The sequence below is a fragment of the Sphingomonas sp. TF3 genome, from assembly GCF_003985085.1.
Taxonomy (GTDB): domain Bacteria; phylum Pseudomonadota; class Alphaproteobacteria; order Sphingomonadales; family Sphingomonadaceae; genus Sphingomonas.
The window spans coordinates 149317-171161 of record NZ_RWKS01000001.1 but is presented as its reverse complement, the minus strand read 5'-3'; the positions used below and the strand labels follow the sequence as shown (position 1 = coordinate 171161).

Here is a 21845-nt window from a genome sequence, read left to right as displayed (position 1 = left end):
CCACGCCGCTTTAGCTCAGTTGGTAGAGCATCGCATTCGTAATGCGGGGGTCACAGGTTCGAGTCCTGTAAGCGGCACCACTCCCGATCAATGGAGGGCACCATTGGTGTCCGGTCATCGGGATCACCATTGGCAGCGATAGCCAGTGGCTTGATAGGTCCCGTAATGGTGATCAAGTCGGGCGCTACCACCACCTTGGCGATGAACCGGCGAGCGTAGCCTTGTCGAGCTGTGGGGTCATTCGATCGCAGCTTGCCAAGGATGACCTCGCCGAGCCTATCGATCGCATCGGACGTCACCTGCCGGTCGGCGGCGGACAGTTGTCGCTCGATGAGCAGAATCTCCTGTTCAAGGTCGGCACGGCGTGCACGTTGGCCGGCTAGTCGGGCGGTGAAGTCTGTATCGCGAGGGCTGACGATACCCTGTTCAATAAAGTCGAACATGTTCTGGATCGCACCATCTACCCGAGTACGTTCCGTGCGAAGCGCCTTGAGGTGTGCCTGCCGTTCACGGACGGCAGCCGAACTGTCGTCGAGCAGATTCGCGAGAAGCTGTTGCAACCGTTCTGGGCGGAGCAGCCGGTCGGCCAGGGCATCTATGACAATCGTTTCGAGTTTCTCGTCGCGAATGCTGGTCCCTTGGCACGCGGTCTCGCCGCGGCGCAGACGGCGAGAGCATCGATAGTATCGGTAACGACCACCCTTGCCGGTAGCGATGGTGAGCGCATGACCGCATTCGGGGTGACCACATTTGGCGATGCCCGCGAGCATCGTCGGGCTTGAGACGATTCGTGCCGGAGTAACGTGCGGCGCGTTACGGGCGATGCCGGCCTGCACTTCGAGCCACTCGGCTTCGGGAATTATGACCGGAACGTCTATCGTCTGCCATTCCTCTTCCGGTCGTTTGATCCCGTTTCGCACATCGTTGACGCCGTAAAGGTGCTTGCCGCGATAAGTGGATCGATTGAGGATGTCCTTGATGTTCGAGACTTGCCACTTGCGGCCCCGCAAGGTCGCGCCTGTGGCGTTGAGGTGACAGACGATCTTCTTGTAGCCCATCGGACCCCGGCCTACGCCGACGCGCTTCATGCGGAAAATCTGCTGAACCTGAAGCGCTTCAGAAGGTTCGATCACCAATCGCTTCTTGGCCTTGGGTCCTCGCATCTCCGCGATCTCGCTAGTGTAGCCAAACGGCGGCACCGCACCGTTCCAGAACCCGGCCTCCGCATTGCGCATCATCGTGTCGAGCGTGAACTTGGCGGTCTGGCGCGACTGATATTCGTCGAAATTGGAGAGCACCGAGCGGACGAGGTCGCCTTCGGCATCGTGGCCGACTTCCTGCGTGATCGCAACGAGACGGATACCGGCCCGCTTCAGCTTGCGGCGGTAGTGCTCCAGCAAATAATGATCACGGAACAGGCGCGAGAAGCTGTAGACCCCGATCTCGGTGATCCCGCTGCCGGCACCCAGCGCGTGCTCGAACAGGGCTTGGAGGCCGGGGCGATTTTCGGTCGTGCCGCTAAGGCCGCCATCCCTGTAGATATCGACGAGATCGACTCCGCGATGAGCATAATGCGCGGTTAGACGCTGTTCCTGATTGGCGAGGCTGATGCCGCCTTCCGCCTGGCGCTGCGTGGACACGCGAACGTAGCCGAGCGCGCGTTCAATCCTTGTTTTCGCCATTGATCGGGCCTTCGAAAATATAGCGCAGTTCCTCCGCGCCCAGTAGCGTCAGCAGCCACTCTGACTCGGATCGTTCGAGCGCGAAAGAGTCCGGAAGCCGATCTACGACAAATCGTTCGCCAACATGAGAACTGCTCGCCCCCGCTGAGGGGCCCCTCTCACCACGCGGGGGTATGGTCCTGCCGGGATGGGAAGCGATTCGTTTCACCCACCAGCATGTGTCGGCGGGAAATCACAACGACCATGTAACCGATAGGAGAAGAAAAGCAGCTGAGGGGTGACCCAAAATAGGTTGGGAAAAAGGGAGAATTCAAATGATGGCAATCATCCTGGTCATGCTGGCCGTTGCGGCGCTCAAGACCGCTCAGCGTCTTTCGATCCTGCTAGTCGATGCGATCGCGACCGGTATGGCCGCCTGGTATTGCTGGCGCATCGCTCGCGTTTCAGAGATGTTGCTTGCTAGCCGTGTAGCTTCCGTCACCAACGAGACAATGACCGTAGGGCGGGCCGAGCGTCGCCTGATGGCGCGCCACCTGCGCCTTTCGATCGCGATGACCGCGCATCATAGCCTCTTCCCGCCATCAAGCATGCGCGGCAACGCGATCATCAAGGCGCTCGCCTGCTGACATTGGCTTAGTCGGGCTGCGCCGCGTTGGGGTGGATGATGCCTTGCTCCTCCAGCGCAGCTTCCCTGTCATCGCACAGCAGGATGACCTTCTGCTTGGGCAGCCAGGATACATAGCGCCTTGCCGCACAGTGGCACGTGAGGTGGTCCTCGATGTAATTCCAGCTTGCCGCAGGACAGCTGGCGCAGGCCAGTGCATCCTCGGGTCTGGCGGTATCCGGTAGCGCAAGCAAGGTGGGGCTGGTGACAGGAGCGTGATAGCGTTTCACATCTCCGATCGGCAAATGCACGGTTTCAAAGAGCAGCATGAGTTTCTCCTCAGCACGTCGGGTTCGGGTTCAGGCCTCTCCGAACCAATCCTTGATGAAGTCGATGACGGCGGTGTGGATCAGCTTGGCGTGATCGATGCGGTAGCTGGGATGCTGCTCGGTCATGGATTTCACGCGGATCGTGAAGGCGCCGCGGTGATCGGGCGTGACGGTGGCGATCACCTTGCCATGGCGGTTCTTGACCTCGGTCGGCCTGATCTCGGTCTTGCCCGCAACCGCGGCCTTTAGCTTCTTCGCCAGGGCGGTGAACCCGAGCGTCTGCCCGGCGTGGAGCGCCGCGCATTCCAGGACGCGGGCGCGCGTCTCCTCGGCTTCAAGCAGTGGTGCAACCAACGCCCATTGGCTCATCGAGATCGTGCGTTTGTCGGTAACGAGGTCGAGGATTGCGCTCGGGGCATTTTGCAACGCGAGCCCACGGTTGATCGCTGACTTGTCTTCACCGACAGCATCCGCCAGCCGGCTTTCGCTGGCGACGAGCTTGCCGTCGAGCATTCGCGCCCAGGAAGCGGACTTGTCCCACAGGCTAACCTCGAGCGCGCCGCGATCCTCGCGGTTGGCGATCTTGAGCGCCATTTCAGGCGTCAGCGCATCCCGATCATAGATGCGTATGCGCAGCGGCGAGCCGAGGATGCGCATGGCCTCGCGCCGCCGCGAGCCGGCGAGGATCTCGACCATGCCGCTTGCCCCGCGCTCGCCGATCGCGTCATGCGCCTGACCGACTGCTTTAAGCTCGGCGACGAGCGACGCGACGCTCTCCTCGGTGATGATATAGCCGAACCGTGGATTTTTTGGCGAAACGGCTGTCTGGTCGTACGGTAGGAGCTCGACGACAAAGTTGGTCTTGGCGCCGCGCTTGGGCGCAGTGGCCGCGTCGAGCGGCAGTTCGGTGGTTTGCATGGCGAGTTCCTCGATTGCTGACGGATCGAGGATGCGCGGTCGGAATGCGATCGACACTGTAACCGCAGTCCAACTTTTCGCCTTTCGGGCAAGAGCAGCAAAAATCTTGCTGCTGTCGGTTCGAACGCTACGTCTCGGTCAGTGCAGCCGGCCCCGTTGGCTGACGGAGCGGCCAACAAGCTGCGGGTGGTCGCTTCCTGCAGGTCCTGCTTCAGCGCCGCGATGACGGCTGCATGTCGCTTCTCGGCAGCTGGCGGGCGCTTCGAGATGCCTTTCGTCCAATAACCCTTGGGAACCTTGTAATCATCGCGGAAGTCCTTGCCGCCCGGTGGCACGTTGAACCAGCCGTATCCCATCGAACGATCATCGTCGGCAATGCACTCGCAGTCGAACGCCAACTTCGGAAAGAGCTCGGCGAGTTCCTCAAATTCCGCAGAAGGGAAAGATGCCACGGTATCGAACGCGAAAGAATAGACGAAGAACGCGTGGCGACCCAATTCGCGAAAGTTCCAGGCAGTGCGACCGTAGCCAGGTATGTGCGTAAGGTCGATCGCGAGCTTATTGTCCTCCCAATCATTGATTGGCCCCCGGACGATGCACAGGCGCTTGAAGCGATCGATCTCCGCTTGTGGTCCATAGATATCGACGCTGTTCCACATTTCGTCACACGTTGTGAACATGGCTTTCTCCTCAGTTTATATGTGAGTTGTGCGGCTGCAAATCGCGTCGACGACGTAACCGGCGCTAAAGCAGCTTGAGAAAGCGGCTGAACGGCATCCATTTGTCGCCGAGGAACAATTCGAGGGCCGGATCGCCATCCTCCACAAAGGTACTCGCGGCGCGAATGCGCGTGTGTCTGGAGAGGAAGAATTGTTTGCGCCCGCCAACTAGGTCGGTCAGCGGCCGGCCGATGAGGGCGAGGAGCACCGTCTCTGGAATTTGCTGTCGATAGAGGGTCAGAATGGCGTGATTGGTGCCTTCAATTTCGGGGCTCGGCCACACGCATTCGGTGAATCTGAAGTCGCTGGTGGCGAAGCTGAGCTGTAAGACATTGGATGCTAGATCTTGGCGCAATCCGCCGACATAGTCATAACCGCAAGCGGCGATTAGCCGAGCGACCTTTGGCGCCTTAGCCGTTCGTACTTGCAGGTCTATCTGCGCGCCGTCGATTCGCTGCCGAAAACCAGCCAGGAACTGGTCGCGATTGACGCCCGCTAGCTTAAAAAAGCGCAGGGCTGTCAGCGAGATCAGTGGATCGCACCGGACTACATTGCAGGCTGCTTCGTTCATCGGACATGTCCCCAATCGGCGGTAACCGACGACACGCCGGTGAACAGGTGGCAGGCGATCGCATCGTCGCGACCGCGCACGATGGAATTCGCGAATGGCGCCGACGACCATCGACGTACTGCGCTGAGCCAGCTTTTGAGCCTCGCGGCATGAGGAGCGTCATCGTCGCCGACAGCTTGCCCGGGCATTCCTCGCGCGATCCAAGCCAGCCGGTCGCGATCGATCAGCGGCGCGAACCAGAGGATCGGGATAAACAGGTCGGACACCGGTGCGAGCTGGGCCAGGTTGGCGCGCCCGAGCAGGATATCCTCCAGTAGATCGTCCTCGGGCGCAGGCTGAGGCTTCCTCGGATCGAGCGGTCGCCAGCGTCCCGCATCGTTGACCAGATCACGAAGGATCGCACCGCGCTCATCGGACACGGTCGGCTCGCGGCCAGCGTCGCGCGCCGCTGATTGCCCCTCGTCATGTTCTTCCCACGCACCTGTCTTGCGGCTTGGCTTCTCCCGAAGCTGCCCGGCGCGGGAACTTTCCCGACCGTGGGCAGGGGGCGCCTCGAAGTCCAGGATGGCATCCCGGCACATGTCATCGGTGTCGCTGGCACAGTCGATGGCGCGCAGCATCGAACGCATGATTTCATGATGAATGCGGTACTTGCTCGAATTTGCCCAAGGCCCAATATCTTTCGGGCGAAGGTCGCTGCCTTTCGGCAGCCTCTTGCCCGTGTGGATGAGCATTCGATGGATCGCGAAATCTTCGCGCTGGGACCTAGTCGGCCAAATTGCGTAGACCAGTGCTGCGACGTGTCGAACGAGTGTCAGGCCCATGTGACGAACGAGGTCGTTGTCCGGTGAATTTACGCGAAATGCGGGCTGCGCTTGCTGGATTGTGACCACGGCATCCCGCGTGCGCTTGATCTTCAATGCGGCGGGGTCGTTGTAGTCGAGCCGACCTCGGCGGACCGCCTCAAGCGAAAGATTCCCGCCAAGCTTCTTTCCGTGGAGTGCCGCCCTAACCATTACATGGCTGGTCACTTGGGCGACGAGCGCGGCGCCGGCTGCATAGTTGCGCCCGAGGGCCAGGACGGTATGGCGCGGATTAACATATACGGCCCGTGCTTCGCGAACACCGAGGCGTGCAACGGTACCCGGCCGGTGACCCATGTCCGCCAGGCGCCGTGTCATATCCTGGCCAATCTCCATCCCGCGCGCGGCCTCATAGAGCGACGCGAGCGCGCCCAGAGCCCCGCCGGCGCAGCCGGGAAATGCACCGTGGATCGCCGCAAGCCACGGGAACAGGCGATAAAGCCGGTCCAACTGGCGGGTCGCGGCGAGAGCGAAGATCAAGTCGCAGCGAATGCGGTTTAGCAGTGCCAAACGTGCCTGACGGTCGGATAGGGACAGCCGCAGCAGTGATCGCCGGACGTGCGGACGCCAGCCGGTACACTCTAGCCGGTGACCAAGATCGGCACATTGCAACTGTTCGAGCGCTCGGGAGAACCTATCGAGCTTCGTCGCAGCGCCGCCCGCGTGATCATAGAGTTTGCCTATATCCAGCATGTTGGTCAGCCGCTGCCAACGTTTGCGCTCGGCATCGGTGGCCACTGCGAACACACCAGTGGCGTCGAGAATTTTGCGGGCCCAGTCGAGTGCGAGGCTCAGTTTGCGTGTCGCGACCAAGGGATCATTGGTGGCTTCTGCTGCTTGTACATGACGCACGAAGTGGGCGAGGGCAGTCAGCAGCGCGGCCAGCGCCGTCTCGCGATGTGCCGGTCGGGTGAGGCCGCTACATCTGGGCGCCGCCAAGCGATCGACGAGCGCGATTACATCAATCAGCGCCCGGCCGACAGCGACAACGCCCGAGGCCGTGATGAGTGCGGTATTGGGAAGAAGACCGATGCCCCATTCGACAGCTTGCCATGCCTTGCGAAGTGCTAGAGATCCTTGCGCATGCGCGACATTGAGCTGGGCTTCGTCGCCGTTCTGGCGCAGTCGGTCGAAATAAGTGGCGACGAACGTGTCGGTCCAGGCGGCGCGGGCGAATAGTGCCCCCGGCGCAGACGACAGGCCGGCGCGGCTGCGCAGCTCGTGCAAGATCGATTCCCCACTCTCCGGCAGCGTGCGAAGCTTGATTGCGACGTGTGGCGGGATCGCACCGGTCGCGAGCAGCGGCGCGACGCTGGAAATACGTCCACCGATGAACCCGCAACCGGGCCGACGATCGGGGTCGTCGATATAATCGACATGCGGCAGCAACGCGAACGACGCGCAAGCATCGGCGGTAACGATTGCGTTGCGGCTCGGCGCCGCGCGTCCCGTCGCCGTGATGATGTACGGGCGAACGATGGCCACGTTCGCAGCCAGCCCGGCCGCAATCATCCGTGTGTCCGTGTTGACGGCAGGGCCGGTGCTCACTCGCTGCCCTCCGCCCGGTTCTGCTTCACGATCTCCCAGCCTGCGAGAATGTTGGCGCGTCGAACACTCGCCTTATCGAAGCGCTCGACGAGGTTAGTGAGTTCGTTATGGCGATTAACGAGATCGACGATCTCGGCTTCCCGCGTGTCCAGGGCGCTCAGCGTGCCCTTCTCGAAATCGGCATAGATGGCGGACAACTCGGCGAGCACGCTTTCCCGCTCGGCACGATGCGGCGCGATGTCGGTGACAACCTTCTCGACGCCATTTTCAGTAATGGTGATACGCGACATTGCTCAATCCTTGCGGAAGCGCGGATTGGCGCCATTGTCGGCGAGCCAGTTAGCCGCGTGGCCGCGCGTGCGCTCGGCGGGGATGGCAACGCCTCGGACCTTTGCGGTAGTGACAGCAAGATGGCCCTGTCTCGAGCGCGGAGGCTTCCAGCGCCAGCGCCGGTCGCTGTTTGCGCGCTGATGCGCCTCGAAGTTCGTGCACTTCGCCCAGTAGCGGGCCGCGGCATCCTGCTCGCTTGCCGCCGCACCGATCTCGGCGAGTTCGATTCCGCCCGCCGCGATGACGCACGGAAGCACATCGCCGAACGTGTCTTCGGCGGCCTTGGCGACCGCATCGCATCGGCGAGCCAACTCCGAAGGATCAAGCGTGTAAAGACCGCGATGAGCATCCGCATCTGCCGCCGCAAGGCCGTGGAGTTTGGCGGGCTGCCCCAGGCCCAGCGTCGGGCGCTTTACCCAGAAGGGATCCGTCTCGCCGCGCTTCAGAAGATTCTGGTCGGCTAGCCACGCCAGTCCGGTGATTTCCAGAAGCGGATCGCTCTCACAGACACCGGTGAGCGCGGCCAACAGGCAGTCATCGTCAAGCCGTTCGCGCCAATCCGCGAGCCGCGCAATCGCTTTGCCGTAGCCCAGCCGATAGAAGCCGGCATGCGCGGGGATATGGGCAACGCCCATCCCGCGCAGTGCGGCAATCCCGCCGTGCCGGTAGGCGATGTGGTTGGGATGGTGACCGAGTGCAGCCTGCTCGGCATCCAACGCCGCAATCTGTAGATTCGCTGCGGCTATGGATAGCTTATGCTCCGCTATCTCGCGATCGATCGCCGCGACAAGCGCGTCACGATTTTCGGGGATTTGTTTGTTCTTCATCGGTGCCTCCGATGACGATCGTCGCGCTCCAAAACTCGATCGACGATGTAACCGCGAGATTTGCGGATAATATGCGTCGAGAATGTGCAAGCCGCGCGCCGCCGCGCTAATGTACGGTGGCATGGAACACCGCGGCAGAATGCAATGAGCGCAAAAGAAGATACGCCGCGCACCGTTGCCAAGGCGATGCTCGCAATGATTGACGCCGAGAGCTTCAGGTTCGTGGGGGAGAGCGACCGTTTCACGATAACGATCGCCGGCACGACGATCACATTCGATAATGGCGGGACGCATGCGTTCGAGAAGCTCGCATCCGCTATCGAAGCCCGGATATCCTATGAGCGGGCGACCGCAATGGTCGCCGCGGCGGGCGAGACCGGCGTTCCATTGTGGCTGGTCTCCGGCCCGGACATGCTGGGCAAATGGCTGGCATGGTCCCGTACGACGCCGGCGTTGGTGAAGGTCTTGTCGCTCACCGACCGAAGCGATGCGGCGCCGGTCGTTGGCGATCTCGCCCGACGTGCCCGGCGTGGTCTGGGGCAAATGGCGGCGAAGATTCGTGTGCGGGCGGGCCAGGCGGTGGCGGAGCGGATCGAGTTCTCCCACCGCGTGCCCGCGACCGCTGTTCTGGGGGATCGCGCCATCATCCGGATAGCCCATCAGGATGTGCCTGATACACTGCTGATCGCTCTGAAGGACCCAACCCGCAACGAACGCAGGCACCTTGCCGAGCTCGTGGATCACCCGTTTGCTGCAGGTTACGCATTCACGGTCGCCGACGTGCGTCGCGAGCAGGATGGAATCGCCATTGAGGTCGAGACGGCCTGGGGGCCGCTGGCGCCTATCCCCGATAAGGCATGGACCGCCGTCTCGCGGGATGCGGATCCGGCATTTCCGTGGCGCCCGACAGCGCGCGAAGTGGCCGATCTCTACGGCTTGGCGGCGCGGGGCCAGCACCTGCTGGGGAAATGTAATTGATCGCACGGCGTTCGTCCGGCTAGAGCCGATCCGCGTTGATGATGGTGTTGCCATCGATGGCGTAGACCGAATGATATTCGGCTTCGCTGTCTGCGTAGAACCCTCTCAATTGCTTGTACTGGATCACTGCGAGCGTCGCCGCGAGACGGTTGAGATCTGCCACCTGGATATTGGACCGGTAGAGATCGTCATCGTCGCCGCCCGCTACCGGAATGCGCGAATGCTCATGAACGTGGCCGCGCATCGTCGGCGTGCTGGTGGTGACGCGGACCTGACCCATGACTTGGCCTTCAGCCAGACGGAGGCCTAATCCCGCATCTATAAACGGCAGTCCGCGCGCTTCGAGCTCGGGGATTAGAGAAGCGCGCGCATCAATGCTGTCGAGACAGATGAACACGAAATCGACATCGTCGAGCAGGTGGAAGTTGCCCGGCCCGATATAGTCTGCGTGTGCGATGATGCCCTTGTGCATGCGGCCATAGACGCTGGAATAATGTTCGACCTTGGGGAGGCCGGCGGTGATTTCGTCGAGCGACATCGCGCCCGGCGCGCGCCAGGCCGTGTGCTGCTCGACCACATCTCCATCGATCAGGACGATGCGCTCGCAGGGCGTCTTGCTGATCAGGTCGAGCGTCTCTGAACCGGTGCCGCCCAGCCCGATGATCGCGATAGTGCCGCCGGCGAGGCGCGCCGACACCTCGTCGATGCCGGCACGGGACGAAGCAGTATCTTCGTAGACAAAGGGGCTGGGCGTGATCGCGCCGGAAGACTCAGCTGGCATAGGTCGCATTCGCGTTGACGACGAGCCCGTCGGCGATCTCGATCACGTCACCTGGGGTCAGTAGCCCACTCGGCCGGAGCGCTGTGCCGCCATGAAACGAAACGGTAGCAGCTGAGGGTGTGGCAAGCTGCCTGTCGGGGAAAGCGAGGCGCAGCAGTTGCGCGAACGTCGCGGTCCGTCCGCGCATGGCGTGCCACCGCCCGTTGATCCTGATCGATACACGACCGGAAGACGTGACGGGTGCACGATTGGATCGCTCGGTTTCGCCGACCAAGTAAAAATGCGGACGCGCGCCGGCGGGCGGAATAGGGTCGTGCGAAGGCGTGGCGGTCGACTGGCGCTCGCTGGCAGGCATGTTGGCAAGTATCGTCACGATAGTCTCCTCAAGGTCAGAAGGGAACGTCATCATCATCGTCGTTGTGATCGAACTTGGGGGCGCCGCTGCGCGCGAGCTCGGTGACGGCGTCCGCCATCCCGGCATAGAGTTGCTTGGCGGAAGGGTAACGGAATCCGCCAAGACCGCGCGCTATGTTGGGCCAGTCGAACAGCGGGTCAGCCTCGTCGAACCCGAGATCGTCGAGCACCTCGAGCAGAATGGAGAGTGCGGCAGTCGTCTCGATGTTCGCGGGAAATTCGCTGAACGCGACATGCGCGGCCAAGGCGCGCAAGTTTGGCGGCACGCCGGTTAAACCATCGCACTGGATGATCCAGGTCACTTCGCCGAAATCCATGTGGGTCTGAAGGCGGTCCTCGCTCCACGCGCGGCCGGTCGCGGGATCGATCATCGCGATCAGCCCGGCGGCGACGTCGTCCCCGACCTTATCAATGCCGATTACGCTGACGATCGGGTTGGCACAGCGTTTCGCGGCCATCGCGACGGTGGTCGGCAAGGTCCAGAGCGCTTCGCTGACTTGGCCGGACGATGCGATGTTGGCGGCGATGACGGGGTCGGTCAGGTTCAAAAAGACGTGTGGCACCCCGACGACGTGAGCCAGCCGCCGCGCGGCATGCGTGCGCCCGGCGCCTCGGGGTCCGGTCACCAGAATTGGGACTCCACGAAACCACGGGCGCTCGGCTGCGATCAGCGCTTGGCAGCTGCTCGTGACCCAGCGCACGAACGCCGGCTGATGGTGATGCATCAGCTCCAAAGCGATCCCGTCTGGGCCCAACCGGTTGCCGCCATTGAGCGCGAAGGGCTCGCTTAGGCCCAGCGGAGCCGGGCCACCGTCGAATGCGCGACCGACGATCATCGCTGGGCGTGCCGGCTTGAAAGGCGTGATATCGTTCATCAGTCGCCCCGCCACATGCGCAGTGGTCGCATGCCGCCGGCGCCACGCCCCTCTTTCTTGATGCGGCTTTCTGTCTCGAACATCTCGTCGATGAGCAGGCGGGTCAGCGCCTCGGCCCCATGCTCGGCGGCGTGGTCAAGAAACACACCGAACCGCTCCTTCTGCCAGCGCAGCCAGTCGCACAGCCGGTCGCGCTCGCTCGCGCGGTCGTAGCGTACCGACCATTCCGCGTGTCCGTCGCTCTTGCGCTGGAGTTCCAGCTTGTGCCCGCGCTTGGTATCGAGAGCATAGAGATTGATGACTTTATGGTCGCGCTGGCGCTTCTCCTCGGTCTCCGCGCGCGCATCGCGGTTCTTTCTTGCCGCCTTAACCGCGCGGTCGGTTGCGCCGGTGATCGCGGCGGGCCCGAATATCATGGTGACATGGGCCAAAAACAGGAGGTCGAGAGCGCCGGCTTGGAATCGCTCAAGCACCGCGTCGCGATCGGCAAGATCGCCGAAATGGCGGGCCCATATGCTGCTCGCGCCGCCGGAATTAGCGTCGGCTACCATAAGGCAGATCATATGCGGGTATGCGACATCAACCTCGATCGAGAAGCGCCCGATGGCTTTGTATAGGACCGATGCCGCTTGGGTGTCGGTAGCAGGGATGAAGGAGGCATGGTCTTGCATGGCAGATAAACTATAAAGTCTTATAGGTTATTTGGCAATACCCTTCCTTGCGCTTATTCCTACGTGTGGTTCATCCAGGCCTGTGTCGAATCAGCAGCCTCTCTCGCCCAGTCTGTCGTTTGCGGATGCCATCACCGTTTTGATGGAGGCTTGCAGCATCACTCCCGAAGCACGGTCCGCGTTCGATGCAAGAGTTCGGCATCTTCAACGATTGGGCGTACCGGAGCGCGGGGAGGACGGAGCGGGCAGACTCCGATATGGAATTGCTGAGCTGGCGGCGCTGGCCACCGCCGTCCGTCTGATGGATGCGTTCATGGCGCCGGCGCTTGCAGCTCGATACGTGACCGAGAGGTGGGCAAGCCTTGCGCCGTTTGTTCTGGCGGGCGCACGTGAGGCGTTGCCCGAGAGCTATGTCGCGCGGCGCCCGATCCCGCCCAAGACGTTCGCGGTGTTCCGCGCCAACGCACTGGCGATGCTTGGCAAACGCCGTCAGCATGACGAGCGCGGGGATGAGCCGCTTGGCAGCATTCGGATCTGTGATGAGGCCCAGGCGACGGCAATTACCGATGCCGTGGATGGAGCCGGGCTGGTGCTGGATAGCCGGACCTTCATGCCGGCTATAGTCCGCCGCTGGGCGGAACTGCTATCTGCAACCGAGGCTGAGCTAAGTAGCGAGCTTGATCAGTTGCGGTTTGCTGAGTGACCGGCGGGCTGATCACTCGCGAGCAATGGGCAGGAAATGGGGGGCTTGGCAGCGGATCAGCAAAGCGCCCGGAATCGGACTTCCTGCAGTGCAGACGCACGCCCAGCGCTCGTGATCGCCGCGGATGACAAACTCTCTTTCACATCATCCGGTGCTGCTCGATCCCGTCGGGCACGCGGCGCGTCGCCAGAGGCAGAAGCGTCTTTGCGCGCAGCACTCCCTCGATATGATCTTCGGGGAAGCCCGACAAGGGTACCAGCGAGTTTCCGTCGTAACTGAAGCACACATCCGGATCGTCGGTGAGAACGTAAATGGGACCGATGACTGTAGACGCATACAGCCGACAGTTGGTCCAAATGCGGAGTTCATCCCCCCGCATTTCCTGTACAAAAATCTCCGACGGCCCCTCCCACTCTTTGCCGGGCCTGAAACCCAGACCCAGGACATCGAACTTCAGGTCCGAGTTCGGCAAGGCGAACGTTGCGTCAGACGTGGCGGGCCCGCAGGCAAACATGAGGCGCCGCGGATTGGCTTCCAGTTTAGTCGAGAAGACGCGCGTCATCAGAATGCCAGTCACGATCGCGAACTTCCGCCCAACGCTCACATCGATCTTTGTCATTTTTTCCCTCCGGATCCTTATCCACTTCCCTTCGCATCGCGACCGATGCTTGCACGGCGGAGTTATGGGAGCCGGGTTTTTCAGCATTGAAAACTTGTCACAATAAACTGAGCATGGCATTGCGAGGACGTGTTGATGCCTTCGGACCATCACCTGCCGCGATCAGCCGTTCCAGCATCGATAGGCCCGCGGATTCGACTTATTCGCAAGTCACGGCGCTGGTCGCAGACCAAGCTCGCGTCAAAACTCGGTGTAGACCGTCGCACCATCATCAGGCTTGAATCGGGGCAGCACGTCCCGACGTCTCATCTCATTCACGCGATTGAGGAACTCTTCGACCTTCTCAAGTTGGTGCCCGCTTGGCCGGAATCTCCGCGAGCCTCCGCACCATGTTACGGCCCGAGGGTTCGGGCAGCGAGGAGGGCGGCCAATGTCACGGCCACGGCCGCGGCCGTCTCCGCAGGGGTCAGTCCTGCGACCTTCTCGCGCTTCGAACGTGGTGCTATGATCCATGCGATTGTCGGTGACTTCGATGCGCCGGACGAGGGTATCCGAAGTGACGCCTTGGCGATCCTTCTGGGGTTCATCGATGCCGCGGCGTTGAACGCCTTCTGCATGGCAAGCGAACAGGCAGCGCGCCAGATAATCCGCATGTTACAAGTGCCTGTCGCTGCACCACGCTGAAATTTGCACCTTTCCCGAGATCGACTGAAAGAACCTGGTGAATGCATCACTTCCAGGTGTCGTATTCTCAAAATGCGTGCCCAAAAGATCAAGTTGGGCACTGCTGCGATTGGAGCCCGCATTTTCCGGCTGCAGTGCGCCCCAATTGCGGGCGTCCGCGATGCGCGATGTTGAACCTATAAGCAGCCATTGCCGGCTACGGGGCCTCAGACGCCGACGCGCGATAACGAGATCAATCTGGACCGTGAGCGCATCATGTCGTCGTCAGCAACCCCGATCTCTCGACGAGCGCCCCGCTGGCCAGCATCCTGTCGATCCCGGCGCTAAGCACGCCCCTCAGCTGGACACTCGTCGAAGCGAATCCGAACGCGCGCGACGCGGCCATCACCAGCTGGTCCCTCGTCGCGCCGTAGTTGCGCTCGACGATCGCCTTCAGCGCCGCGTCGATCTCGGCTGGCGGCAGGGCCTCGGGGCGGCGGAGGCTGGCCGAGCCGACCTGGGCGCGGTCCCTGACCTCAAGCGCGCCATCCCGTCGCGACCAGAAATCGCCGGCCGCTACGATGTCGCCCGACCCGGCTGCCAGCCTCACGGCCGACGCGACCGCGGCACGGATGCGCGAACCGGCGCGACCCAGTCCCCAGAGGATGCGGATCCGCGCGATGACCTCATCGACGTGAACGGGGCCTTCAATGGATACGATCTCCGTCACGACACGCATCATGTCGCGAGCGGATGCGAGATGGGGTTCGACACCCATCGGCACAGCAACTCCCGCCGCCTCTCGATAGGGAGTGGAGATCGGCTCAGGCGCGGTCGGCATGTCGCCGATATGGGCGACGACGACGTCGAGATCCTGGTCTTGAGCGTGCGCGGTAAACCTGATCGGAACGGGCTTCGCCGCAACCGCAGCGCCTTCGTCGCGCTCGCGCCACTCCAGGATCGCGGCGTCGATCGCGGCACGCGTCTTCGCCAGCTCCTCGTCGGGGCGGAGATACCAGTCGGCCCCCCAAATCCGGTGGATGATCCAGCCGTGGCTTTCCAGCACTTGCTGGCGAAGCCGGTCGCGATCTCGTGCCGAACGCGAGGAGTGGTATTGCGCGCCGTCGCACTCGATGCCGATGACGAAGCGGCCGGGCTTCTCGGGATCGGCGACGGCGAGGTCGACGAAGAAGCCGGCGGTGCCGATCTGGGTACGGACGTCGTAGCCCAGGCCACGCAGCCGGTCGGCGACCTGCTCCTCGAAAATCGAGTCCGGACCGCGCCCAGTCTCTTCGGCGAAGCCGAGCCGGCCGGTCTGGGCGAAGGTCAGAAACATCTTCAGCGCAGCGACGCCGCGCGACCTCGCACGCTCAAGGTCGATATCGTCGCCGGTGATGTTCGAATAAACCTCGCACCTCAGCTTCGCACGGGAGATGAGGACGTTCAGCCGGCGCTCCCCGCCCTCGCCGTTGAGTGGCCCGAAGCTCATCGCGAGGTAGCCTGTCGACGTCCGCCCGTATCCAACGGAGATCAGAATTACATCTCGCTCGTCGCCCTGAATGTTCTCGAGGTTCTTGACGAAGAACGGTTCGGGACCACCACGGCCGAAGAACTCCTCGAGCGACGGGTCGGCGCGACGCAGCAGCTCGAGTTCCTTTTGGACCGCCTGGCGTTGCGCGGTCGAGAAGGTCGCGACACCGATCGACTGCTCGGGATGCTCGCGGGCGTGGGCGACGACGGCATCGGCGACTGCCTTCGCCTCGATCGGATTCGTCCGCGTGTTGCCGCGGTCGTAATGGGCGTCGGGCAGGTGGTGGAACTTCAGCCCCATCCCGGCGACCGCGTCGTAGGGGCTCGGCACGATGAACAGGCGGTTGTCGTAGAATTCGCGGTTCGACACAGCGATCAGCGACTGGTGCTTCGAGCGGTAGTGCCAGTTGAGCATCCGGTCGGGCATGCCCTTCGCGAGGCACAGGTCGAGCACACTCTCCACCGAACTGGCGCGCAGCAGATACTCCTCCGACTCCTCGTCCTCCTCGGTGTCGTCGCCCGTCAGCTTCGCGAAGAACCGGGTCGGCGGCAGCTGGCGCTCGTCGCCGACGATGACGATCTGCGCCGCGCGCGCGATCGCCCCTAGCGCATCGACCGGCTCGATCTGCGACGCCTCGTCCATGACAAGCACGTCGAACGAGATTGCGCCCGGCTTGAGGAACTGGGCCACCGACATCGGGCTCATCATGAAAATCGGCTTCAGGGCCTGGATCGCCGGGCCACCCTTCTCGACGAGCTGACGGATGGGCAGCAGGTTGCGCCGCTTGGCGAGCTCCCCGTTGACGACGCCGAGGGGCCCGATCCCGCTGCCGCCGCGCGGCATGGCCTGCCAGTGGCGGTGCGCGATGTCTTCGCGCGCAAGTTCGATCCGGGCGAGGTCGAGATCCCGGAAGCGGGCGACTGTCCGATCCTGCAGCTCGCCGTCGAAGGACTTCAGCTCTGGCATGCGCGCGAAGAGGTCGCGGCGGACGGCCTCGTAATAGGCGCGCTCGAAGGATGGGACGATGTCAGGCGCGCCGATCCGACCGTCCAGGACGCCCACGGCGAGCGAAGCCAGTCCAGACGACTCGGCATGGCCGATGCGGCCGGCGAAGGCTGTCCACCGCGTGATCGACTCGATGGCGCCAGCCCACGCCTCCAGTCGCTCGCCGAGCTCAGTCAGCGGGACGTTGTCGGTTTTCGTCACACCGAAGGCCCTCTCGAGGTCAAGGTCGAGAACCTCAATAATATTGGCAAGCGCCTGACGCAGCGCGGGCAGCTCGCGCGACAGGACGGAGCTCGCCTCGCGCACCTCGGCGAGACCGCCAAGCTCGGCCATACGTGCGAGGAAGTTGTGTGGCAGCTGCGACACCGTCTGGCCGCGACGCCAGTCCGCGAGCGCCGCCATTGAAGACCAGTTCGACGTTTCGCCGCGCCAGAACGATCCGTAGGCGGGCGCCGCCTCCGACGAACGCTCGAAGGCGGCCCTCGCGTCCTGGGCATCGATCATCAGGTCGATGAGCGCAATCCGCTCATCGGGATCGGACGGCGGCTTGTCCTTCAAATACGACCTGAGCAGCGCGATCTGCGCCCGGTATCCGCCGTCTAGGAAGCGGAACAGCTTGCGGCCTTTCGTCGCGATCGCGATCCGGATTCCGGACAGGACCGCGTCCTTGGCCACGGGAAGGAAGGCCGCGTCCGCCAACGCGGAGGCGGCCACGTGGCGACGCCCGGCATCCGGCAGCGACAGCACCTTGTCGGACGCGTCGCGCCAGCCCTGCGCCGCGAGGGCGGCGCGGTCCGCCTCCGGAAGCGCGGCGGCCGTGGCCAGCGCCAGCGCGGATGGATCGAGGTCGGCGATCGTCACCGCAGAAGGAACGCCAAGCCCTTGCGCGAGGGTCGCCGCGTCGACCGCCCCGCGCAGGTGGGTCGCCAGCGTCGCGACGCGCGTCTCGAGGGCGCGCTGCTCCGCCGGATCGAGCGGACGACAGCGGACCCCACGCCACGGATGCGCCGATGGGTCGCCGATCGCAGCCAAGCGATCGGAGAGCTCAGCCGCCAGATCGAGACGTTCGGCGCGCTCCGCGGGCGTCCATCCGGCGGCTGTGTCGAGATCGTAATCGACAGCGCCGCCGCGCGTCCGCATAAGCTGCCCGAGAATCTGGAAAGCGGTCAGACCATATGGCTGCTGCACGACGTGCAGGCCTTCGGCGTGCGCGTTGAGAAGATCCCGCGTTGCGCCCAGCGCGTCGACCACCGCGGGATCAGTGCGGCGCGGGGCCAGCGCCAGCTCCTTGGTGCGCTTAAGCTCATCGAGGACGGCCCGCTTGTTGGCTTTACTAGAGTGGAGTTCGAGCGTCAGCGGACCTAGACCGACCGTCTGCAGCCTGCGATGAACGACCTCGAGGGCCGCCATCTTCTCGGCAACGAACAGCACGCGCTTCCCCTGCGCGGCGGCGGCGGCGATGATGTTGGTGATCGTCTGGCTCTTGCCGGTGCCGGGTGGCCCCTTGACGACGATCGTCCGGCCACGAGCAGCCTCCTCGACAACGAGCGCCTGGCTGCTGTCCGCATCGACGACATGGTTAAGCGAAGCGGGCGGGATCACCGGATCGATCGGCGAGCGCTCGTCGGGGACGATCGGCTCGACCTCCGGGAACCCGTCGCGCAGCAACGCGGCGATCATCGCGTGTTGGTCGATAGGCGTCTCGGCCGGCCAGTTATCCGGGTCGAGATCGCGGTACATTAGGAACTTGGCGAAGCTGAAGAAGCCGAGGATCATGGCGTCGGGGAGCACCTCCCAGCGCGACGTTGCCGAGACGGTGGCCGCGACCTTGGCGCAGTAGCCTGCGACGTCCAGTTCGTCTTCGTCGGCGAAATCCTCGATGACGAGGCCGAACTCGGCCTTCATCTTGGCCTGCAAAGACAGGTTGGGCGACGCGGGCTCGCCCCGACCCTTCAACTTAAACCGTTCCGCGGCGCTGGTGCGGTCTAGCTGCACGGGAAGAAGAACAAGTGGCGCGTGCCGCGCCACCTCGGAGGTGTCCGCGTCGTACCAGCGGAGCAAGCCGAGACCCAGGAACAGAATGTTGACACCCTGCTCCTCCTCCAGCGTACGCGCGTCATACCATATGTCGAACAGCCGCTTCTGCAGTCCCTCGCTGGTTAGGCGGGTTTGCAGTTTCAGATCGGAGTGGCGCTTGGCGACCCCGCGGTCGTCGGAGGTGTCGTCCTCGGGTTGCGGTATTCCGCCCGTCTCGACGTCATCCTCGGCGAGTTCTGCGCGCTCCTCGTCCGTCAAGTTGCGCCCCGGAAGGAAGCTAAGTCCCTTACCCTCCTGAAGGAGACGGTAGACCTCGGAAGAGCGCTCGTCGACGAGTTCCACAGTGCGCACGTTGCGCGTCCGCATCGGCACATTGAGTAGCCGGTTGCGAGTGCTTAGGTCTAGCAGCGAGCGGCGGTCCCTCAGCAGCCGATCGCGCACCGATGTCGTTGTTTCACCGTCACTCATTGGAACGTCCCCCGTCCACGTTCTGGCGCACGTATGCCGTTGAAGCGAGTCGGAATAACCGGTCGTTGGAAAAGCGTCCAAGCAGCTTGCCCAGGCCGCGTGCAGGGCAGCAGTCGCTGGCTGCGAACGAAGGTTTCCGGGGAGAAAGTGGGAATGGAAGGCTCGAACACCGCATTGAGGAGGTGAATAGATCGCCGCCGGACAGGAGGCAGCGGTCGGGGCATGGTCGAGCAACGCATGGGTTATCTGCCGCTTGGTCGACAGTTACCAGCGAGTTCAGAGAAAGCGCGCCCAGTGCTTCTCGGCGACAATCGAGATCGGGATACCGCTATCTCGCAGGTCTACAGCCTTCAGGATTTTGCTGCCAAAGGTGGAATGCTTCCACGAGTCCGTCGCGTAAGCGCCAATGACTAGCACATGGGTCTTTTTCGTGAGGCTTGCGGCCTCACCTCCGCGCTCCTGAACGGCCGCCTCGCAATCTTGCCGGCGTCCGTAGCTGAAGGTGCCGGTGAAGCAGTAGGTCTGGCCCGCAAACGTCAACGTCGGTTCGGGTATGCAAAGCGGAAGCGTCGAGGGCTTCAGTACCTCGCCCAATTCGAAATCCCCGGCAGAGAGTGCAGTCAAAGTGGACAGCAAATCGGCGCACTCATCGGCGTTCGCAATTCCATCTCTCATGATGCCGTTCACATGGTCGTAGAGCGTTCGGATCACCGGTTGATCACTGATGTCGGCATTGGCGGCGAGCCACTTCTGTAGAAACTCAACCTCAGACTGGTTGATGGATCCGTCGGCGGCCAGTCCATGCGCAAGCCCAATGAGCTCATCGATCTGGCGCGAAGCCAACCGTTCGCCATTCATTCGATTCAGGATGTGTGTGCTTTCCCCCATCAATCTTCCCCAATCGCCCGTCTATCAGCCCATGCTATCTATCAGCCCATGCTAGTAGTGAGAGTAACTCTTGCCGCTAATAGTTTCCAGTCGCGACCGGTCCAATTGCGTTTGATCGGTCGGTCGACCAACAATGTCAGCTTGGCTTGGCGCCGATCTGAAATCTGACAGTCTGCTTCGGCTCAAAAACTACCGGACTGGTTTCGACGTGAGCCGTCGGTCGGAAATGCGCCCCACTACCGGTCATTTAAAGGGGGCGGGCGTGATCCCGAAAGCGGACGCTCAGTCACCGTTCAGTGAGCTGACAGATTCGAGAAGTTCTCAGTCAAGTAGAGGGCGCGCAGAGGGTTGGTGAACGCAGACCTTCACTGCACGCAATTCGTAGCGGTCGGCTAGATGCCACAAAGGCGAAGAGGGCTTTCTAATCCATCGTGCGACGGCCAGTGGATGAGTCCGATCCGGTGCAAACCCGTCTCAGGCCTTGTAAGTGGCGGTGAATTGCCCCCACATTCCGTTAGCTTGGCGGCGCACCCGAACACGGGGCACCGGTCCGGCGCAGGGGGGATGAGTTGACGAGTTTCAGGTTCCTGCACGCCGCCGACATCCACCTCGACAGCCCGCTGCACGGCCTGTCGAGATACGAAGGTTTGCCCGTCAACGAGATCCGCTCGGCGACGCGCGCGGCCTTCGACAACCTCGTGCAGTGCGCGATCGACGAGAGCGTGGACTTCGTGGTGATCGCGGGCGATCTGTTCGATGGCGACTGGCGCGACATGGGCACCGGGCTCTACTTCGCGAAGGCGATGGGCCGCCTCGATCAGGCGGGCATCCCGGCGTTTCTGCTGGCGGGCAACCATGACGCTGCCTCTGTGGTCTCGCGCACCGTCCCCTGGCCCCCCAACGTCCATCTGTTCGGTTCGAGGCGGCCCGAGACGCACCGCCTCGCCGACCTCTCCGTCGCGGTCCATGGCCAGAGCTTCTCGACGCCGGCCGTCACCGAGAACCTCGTCCTCGCCTATCCGGCGGCCGAGCCGCATGTCTTCAACATAGGCATGCTCCACACGGCCTTGGCCGGCCGGCAGGGCCACGCGGACTATGCGCCGTGCAGCGTCGAGGACCTGCGGTCGCGCGGCTACGACTACTGGGCGCTCGGCCACGTGCACGAGTTCGAGGTCGTCAGCGACGAACCCTACGTCGTCTTCCCCGGCAACGTGCAGGGCAGGACCATCAGGGAGACCGGTGCGAAGGGCGCGGTCCTGGTCGAGGTGGCCGACGGCCAGATCGCTTCGGTGGAGCGGGTCGAGCTCGACGTTATCCGCTGGGTGCGTCTCGATGTGGACTGCGCCGGGGCGGGCATGGACGACGCGGAGGACCTGCTGCGGTCCGCGCTCGTCGGTCTCCACGGCGCGAACGGCTCGGGTCGGCCGCTGATCGCCCGCGTGACGCTCGTCGGCGAGACGGCGGATGCCGGCGCGTTCCGCGATCGCGCCGCGACGCTCCGCGACGACGTGCGCGCGATTGCGTCGTCGATATCCTCCGACCTGTTCGTCGAGAAGGTCCGGGTCGAGGTGACCGAACCGGCGCGGACGACGGTCGCGGTCGGCGAAGACTTGGGCGCCATGATCGACGGGGCGGCGACCGATCCTGACCTCATGGCCGCGATCGGCCGCGACCTCGAGCGCTTCATGCTGGCGGCGAGCACGTCGTTGGGCGAGCCCGATGACGGCGAGCTGCGGCTGGCGGCTGCGCGGGACGACTGGGCGGGCGTCCTCGGCATCGCATCGACCGCGCTGCGGTCGCGCCTCACGAGGGAGGTCTGAG

General features: G+C 63.2%; 20 protein-coding genes, 1 tRNA gene and 1 pseudogene. 8 read left to right on the top strand and 14 right to left on the bottom strand.

Features of this window, described 5'->3' with window-relative positions:
* Window positions 1–4: 4 nt before the first annotated feature.
* A tRNA-Thr gene (locus EJC47_RS00765) sits at window positions 5–80 on the top strand.
* On the opposite strand, the gene EJC47_RS00760 is transcribed toward EJC47_RS00765, so the two are convergent.
* Window positions 51–1682, bottom strand: a complete 1632-nt coding sequence (locus EJC47_RS00760; protein WP_126845088.1) for a recombinase family protein — start codon at window positions 1680–1682, stop codon at window positions 51–53. The two genes, EJC47_RS00765 and EJC47_RS00760, sit on opposite strands and share 30 nt — an antisense overlap.
* 314 nt (window positions 1683–1996) lie before the next feature.
* Between EJC47_RS00760 and EJC47_RS00755 the strand changes: the two genes are divergently transcribed.
* The gene (locus tag EJC47_RS00755) at window positions 1997–2308 is read left to right on the top strand and encodes a hypothetical protein (protein WP_126845087.1); all 312 of its coding nucleotides are present in this window, start codon (window positions 1997–1999) and stop codon (window positions 2306–2308) included.
* Window positions 2309–2315: 7 nt separating this feature from the next.
* Here EJC47_RS00755 and EJC47_RS00750 read toward each other — a convergent pair whose 3' ends face one another.
* Together EJC47_RS00750 and EJC47_RS00745 are read right to left on the bottom strand one after the other, a co-directional pair.
* A complete protein-coding gene (locus EJC47_RS00750; protein ID WP_126845086.1) occupies window positions 2316–2615 on the bottom strand; it encodes a hypothetical protein in 300 nt (99 codons plus the stop codon).
* 30 nt (window positions 2616–2645) lie between these two features.
* The gene (locus EJC47_RS00745; RefSeq protein WP_126845085.1) at window positions 2646–3533 is read right to left on the bottom strand and encodes a ParB/RepB/Spo0J family partition protein; all 888 of its coding nucleotides are present in this window, start codon (window positions 3531–3533) and stop codon (window positions 2646–2648) included.
* 233 nt (window positions 3534–3766) lie between these two features.
* Between EJC47_RS00745 and EJC47_RS00740 the strand changes: the two genes are divergently transcribed.
* A complete protein-coding gene (locus tag EJC47_RS00740; protein WP_126845084.1) occupies window positions 3767–4291 on the top strand; it encodes a hypothetical protein in 525 nt (174 codons plus the stop codon).
* Here the strand turns inward: EJC47_RS00740 and EJC47_RS00735 are convergent.
* The 4 genes from EJC47_RS00735 to EJC47_RS00720 are packed head-to-tail and all read right to left on the bottom strand — an operon-like array spanning window position 4278 to window position 8280.
* A complete protein-coding gene (locus EJC47_RS00735) occupies window positions 4278–4823 on the bottom strand; it encodes a hypothetical protein (protein WP_126845083.1) in 546 nt (181 codons plus the stop codon). The two genes, EJC47_RS00740 and EJC47_RS00735, sit on opposite strands and share 14 nt — an antisense overlap.
* On the bottom strand, window positions 4820–7234 hold the full coding sequence (locus EJC47_RS00730; RefSeq protein WP_126845082.1) for a hypothetical protein: 2415 nt from the start codon (window positions 7232–7234) through the stop codon (window positions 4820–4822). Before EJC47_RS00730 ends, EJC47_RS00735 begins: the two co-directional genes overlap by 4 nt.
* The gene (locus EJC47_RS00725) at window positions 7231–7524 is read right to left on the bottom strand and encodes a hypothetical protein (RefSeq protein WP_126845081.1); all 294 of its coding nucleotides are present in this window, start codon (window positions 7522–7524) and stop codon (window positions 7231–7233) included. Before EJC47_RS00725 ends, EJC47_RS00730 begins: the two co-directional genes overlap by 4 nt.
* A 3-nt stretch (window positions 7525–7527) precedes the next feature.
* Complete coding sequence (locus EJC47_RS00720) at window positions 7528–8280, bottom strand: hypothetical protein (protein WP_148110543.1); 753 nt, start codon at window positions 8278–8280, stop codon at window positions 7528–7530.
* A gap of 255 nt (window positions 8281–8535) precedes the next feature.
* Between EJC47_RS00720 and EJC47_RS00715 the strand changes: the two genes are divergently transcribed.
* The gene (locus tag EJC47_RS00715) at window positions 8536–9369 is read left to right on the top strand and encodes a hypothetical protein (RefSeq protein WP_126845079.1); all 834 of its coding nucleotides are present in this window, start codon (window positions 8536–8538) and stop codon (window positions 9367–9369) included.
* A gap of 19 nt (window positions 9370–9388) precedes the next feature.
* On the opposite strand, the gene EJC47_RS00710 is transcribed toward EJC47_RS00715, so the two are convergent.
* From EJC47_RS00710 to EJC47_RS00695, 4 genes are read right to left on the bottom strand one after another with little or no spacing between them, the layout of a single operon-like run.
* A complete protein-coding gene (locus EJC47_RS00710; protein ID WP_185867514.1) occupies window positions 9389–10150 on the bottom strand; it encodes a ThiF family adenylyltransferase in 762 nt (253 codons plus the stop codon).
* Window positions 10140–10523, bottom strand: a complete 384-nt coding sequence (locus tag EJC47_RS00705) for a multiubiquitin domain-containing protein (RefSeq protein ID WP_126845077.1) — start codon at window positions 10521–10523, stop codon at window positions 10140–10142. The genes EJC47_RS00710 and EJC47_RS00705 overlap by 11 nt, the downstream gene beginning before the upstream one ends.
* Before the next feature lie 16 nt (window positions 10524–10539).
* Window positions 10540–11439, bottom strand: a complete 900-nt coding sequence (locus EJC47_RS00700; RefSeq protein WP_126845076.1) for an ATP-binding protein — start codon at window positions 11437–11439, stop codon at window positions 10540–10542.
* A complete protein-coding gene (locus tag EJC47_RS00695) occupies window positions 11439–12110 on the bottom strand; it encodes a hypothetical protein (protein WP_126845075.1) in 672 nt (223 codons plus the stop codon). The genes EJC47_RS00700 and EJC47_RS00695 overlap by 1 nt, the downstream gene beginning before the upstream one ends.
* Window positions 12111–12423: 313 nt before the next feature.
* Between EJC47_RS00695 and EJC47_RS00690 the strand changes: the two genes are divergently transcribed.
* Entirely contained in the window at window positions 12424–12813 is a 390-nt protein-coding gene (locus EJC47_RS00690) for a hypothetical protein (protein WP_185867513.1), read from the top strand.
* Between the two features lie 139 nt (window positions 12814–12952).
* On the opposite strand, the gene EJC47_RS00685 is transcribed toward EJC47_RS00690, so the two are convergent.
* Window positions 12953–13432 carry a hypothetical protein gene (locus tag EJC47_RS00685; protein ID WP_126845073.1) on the bottom strand — a complete coding sequence of 160 codons (480 nt, stop codon included), beginning with the start codon at window positions 13430–13432 and terminating at the stop codon, window positions 12953–12955.
* A 135-nt stretch (window positions 13433–13567) separates the two neighbouring features.
* Here EJC47_RS00685 and EJC47_RS21530 point away from each other — a divergent pair.
* Both EJC47_RS21530 and EJC47_RS21285 read left to right on the top strand, forming a co-directional pair.
* Window positions 13568–13924, top strand: a pseudogene (locus tag EJC47_RS21530) (helix-turn-helix transcriptional regulator); the annotation flags it as partial.
* 12 nt (window positions 13925–13936) lie between these two features.
* Window positions 13937–14116 (top strand): hypothetical protein, encoded by a 180-nt coding sequence (locus tag EJC47_RS21285; RefSeq protein ID WP_260591425.1) that lies wholly within the window; start codon window positions 13937–13939, stop codon window positions 14114–14116.
* 253 nt (window positions 14117–14369) lie between these two features.
* Here EJC47_RS21285 and EJC47_RS00675 read toward each other — a convergent pair whose 3' ends face one another.
* A complete protein-coding gene (locus tag EJC47_RS00675; protein WP_126845071.1) occupies window positions 14370–19136 on the bottom strand; it encodes a DUF3320 domain-containing protein in 4767 nt (1588 codons plus the stop codon).
* A gap of 276 nt (window positions 19137–19412) precedes the next feature.
* Window positions 19413–20024 (bottom strand): BRCT domain-containing protein, encoded by a 612-nt coding sequence (locus EJC47_RS00670; protein WP_126845070.1) that lies wholly within the window; start codon window positions 20022–20024, stop codon window positions 19413–19415.
* Between the two features lie 569 nt (window positions 20025–20593).
* On the opposite strand from EJC47_RS00670, the gene EJC47_RS00665 reads away from it, so the two are divergent.
* Window positions 20594–21844: a metallophosphoesterase family protein gene (locus EJC47_RS00665; RefSeq protein ID WP_185867512.1), complete on the top strand. Its 1251-nt coding sequence runs from the start codon at window positions 20594–20596 to the stop codon at window positions 21842–21844.
* The last annotated feature ends 1 nt before the right edge of the window (window position 21845 follow it).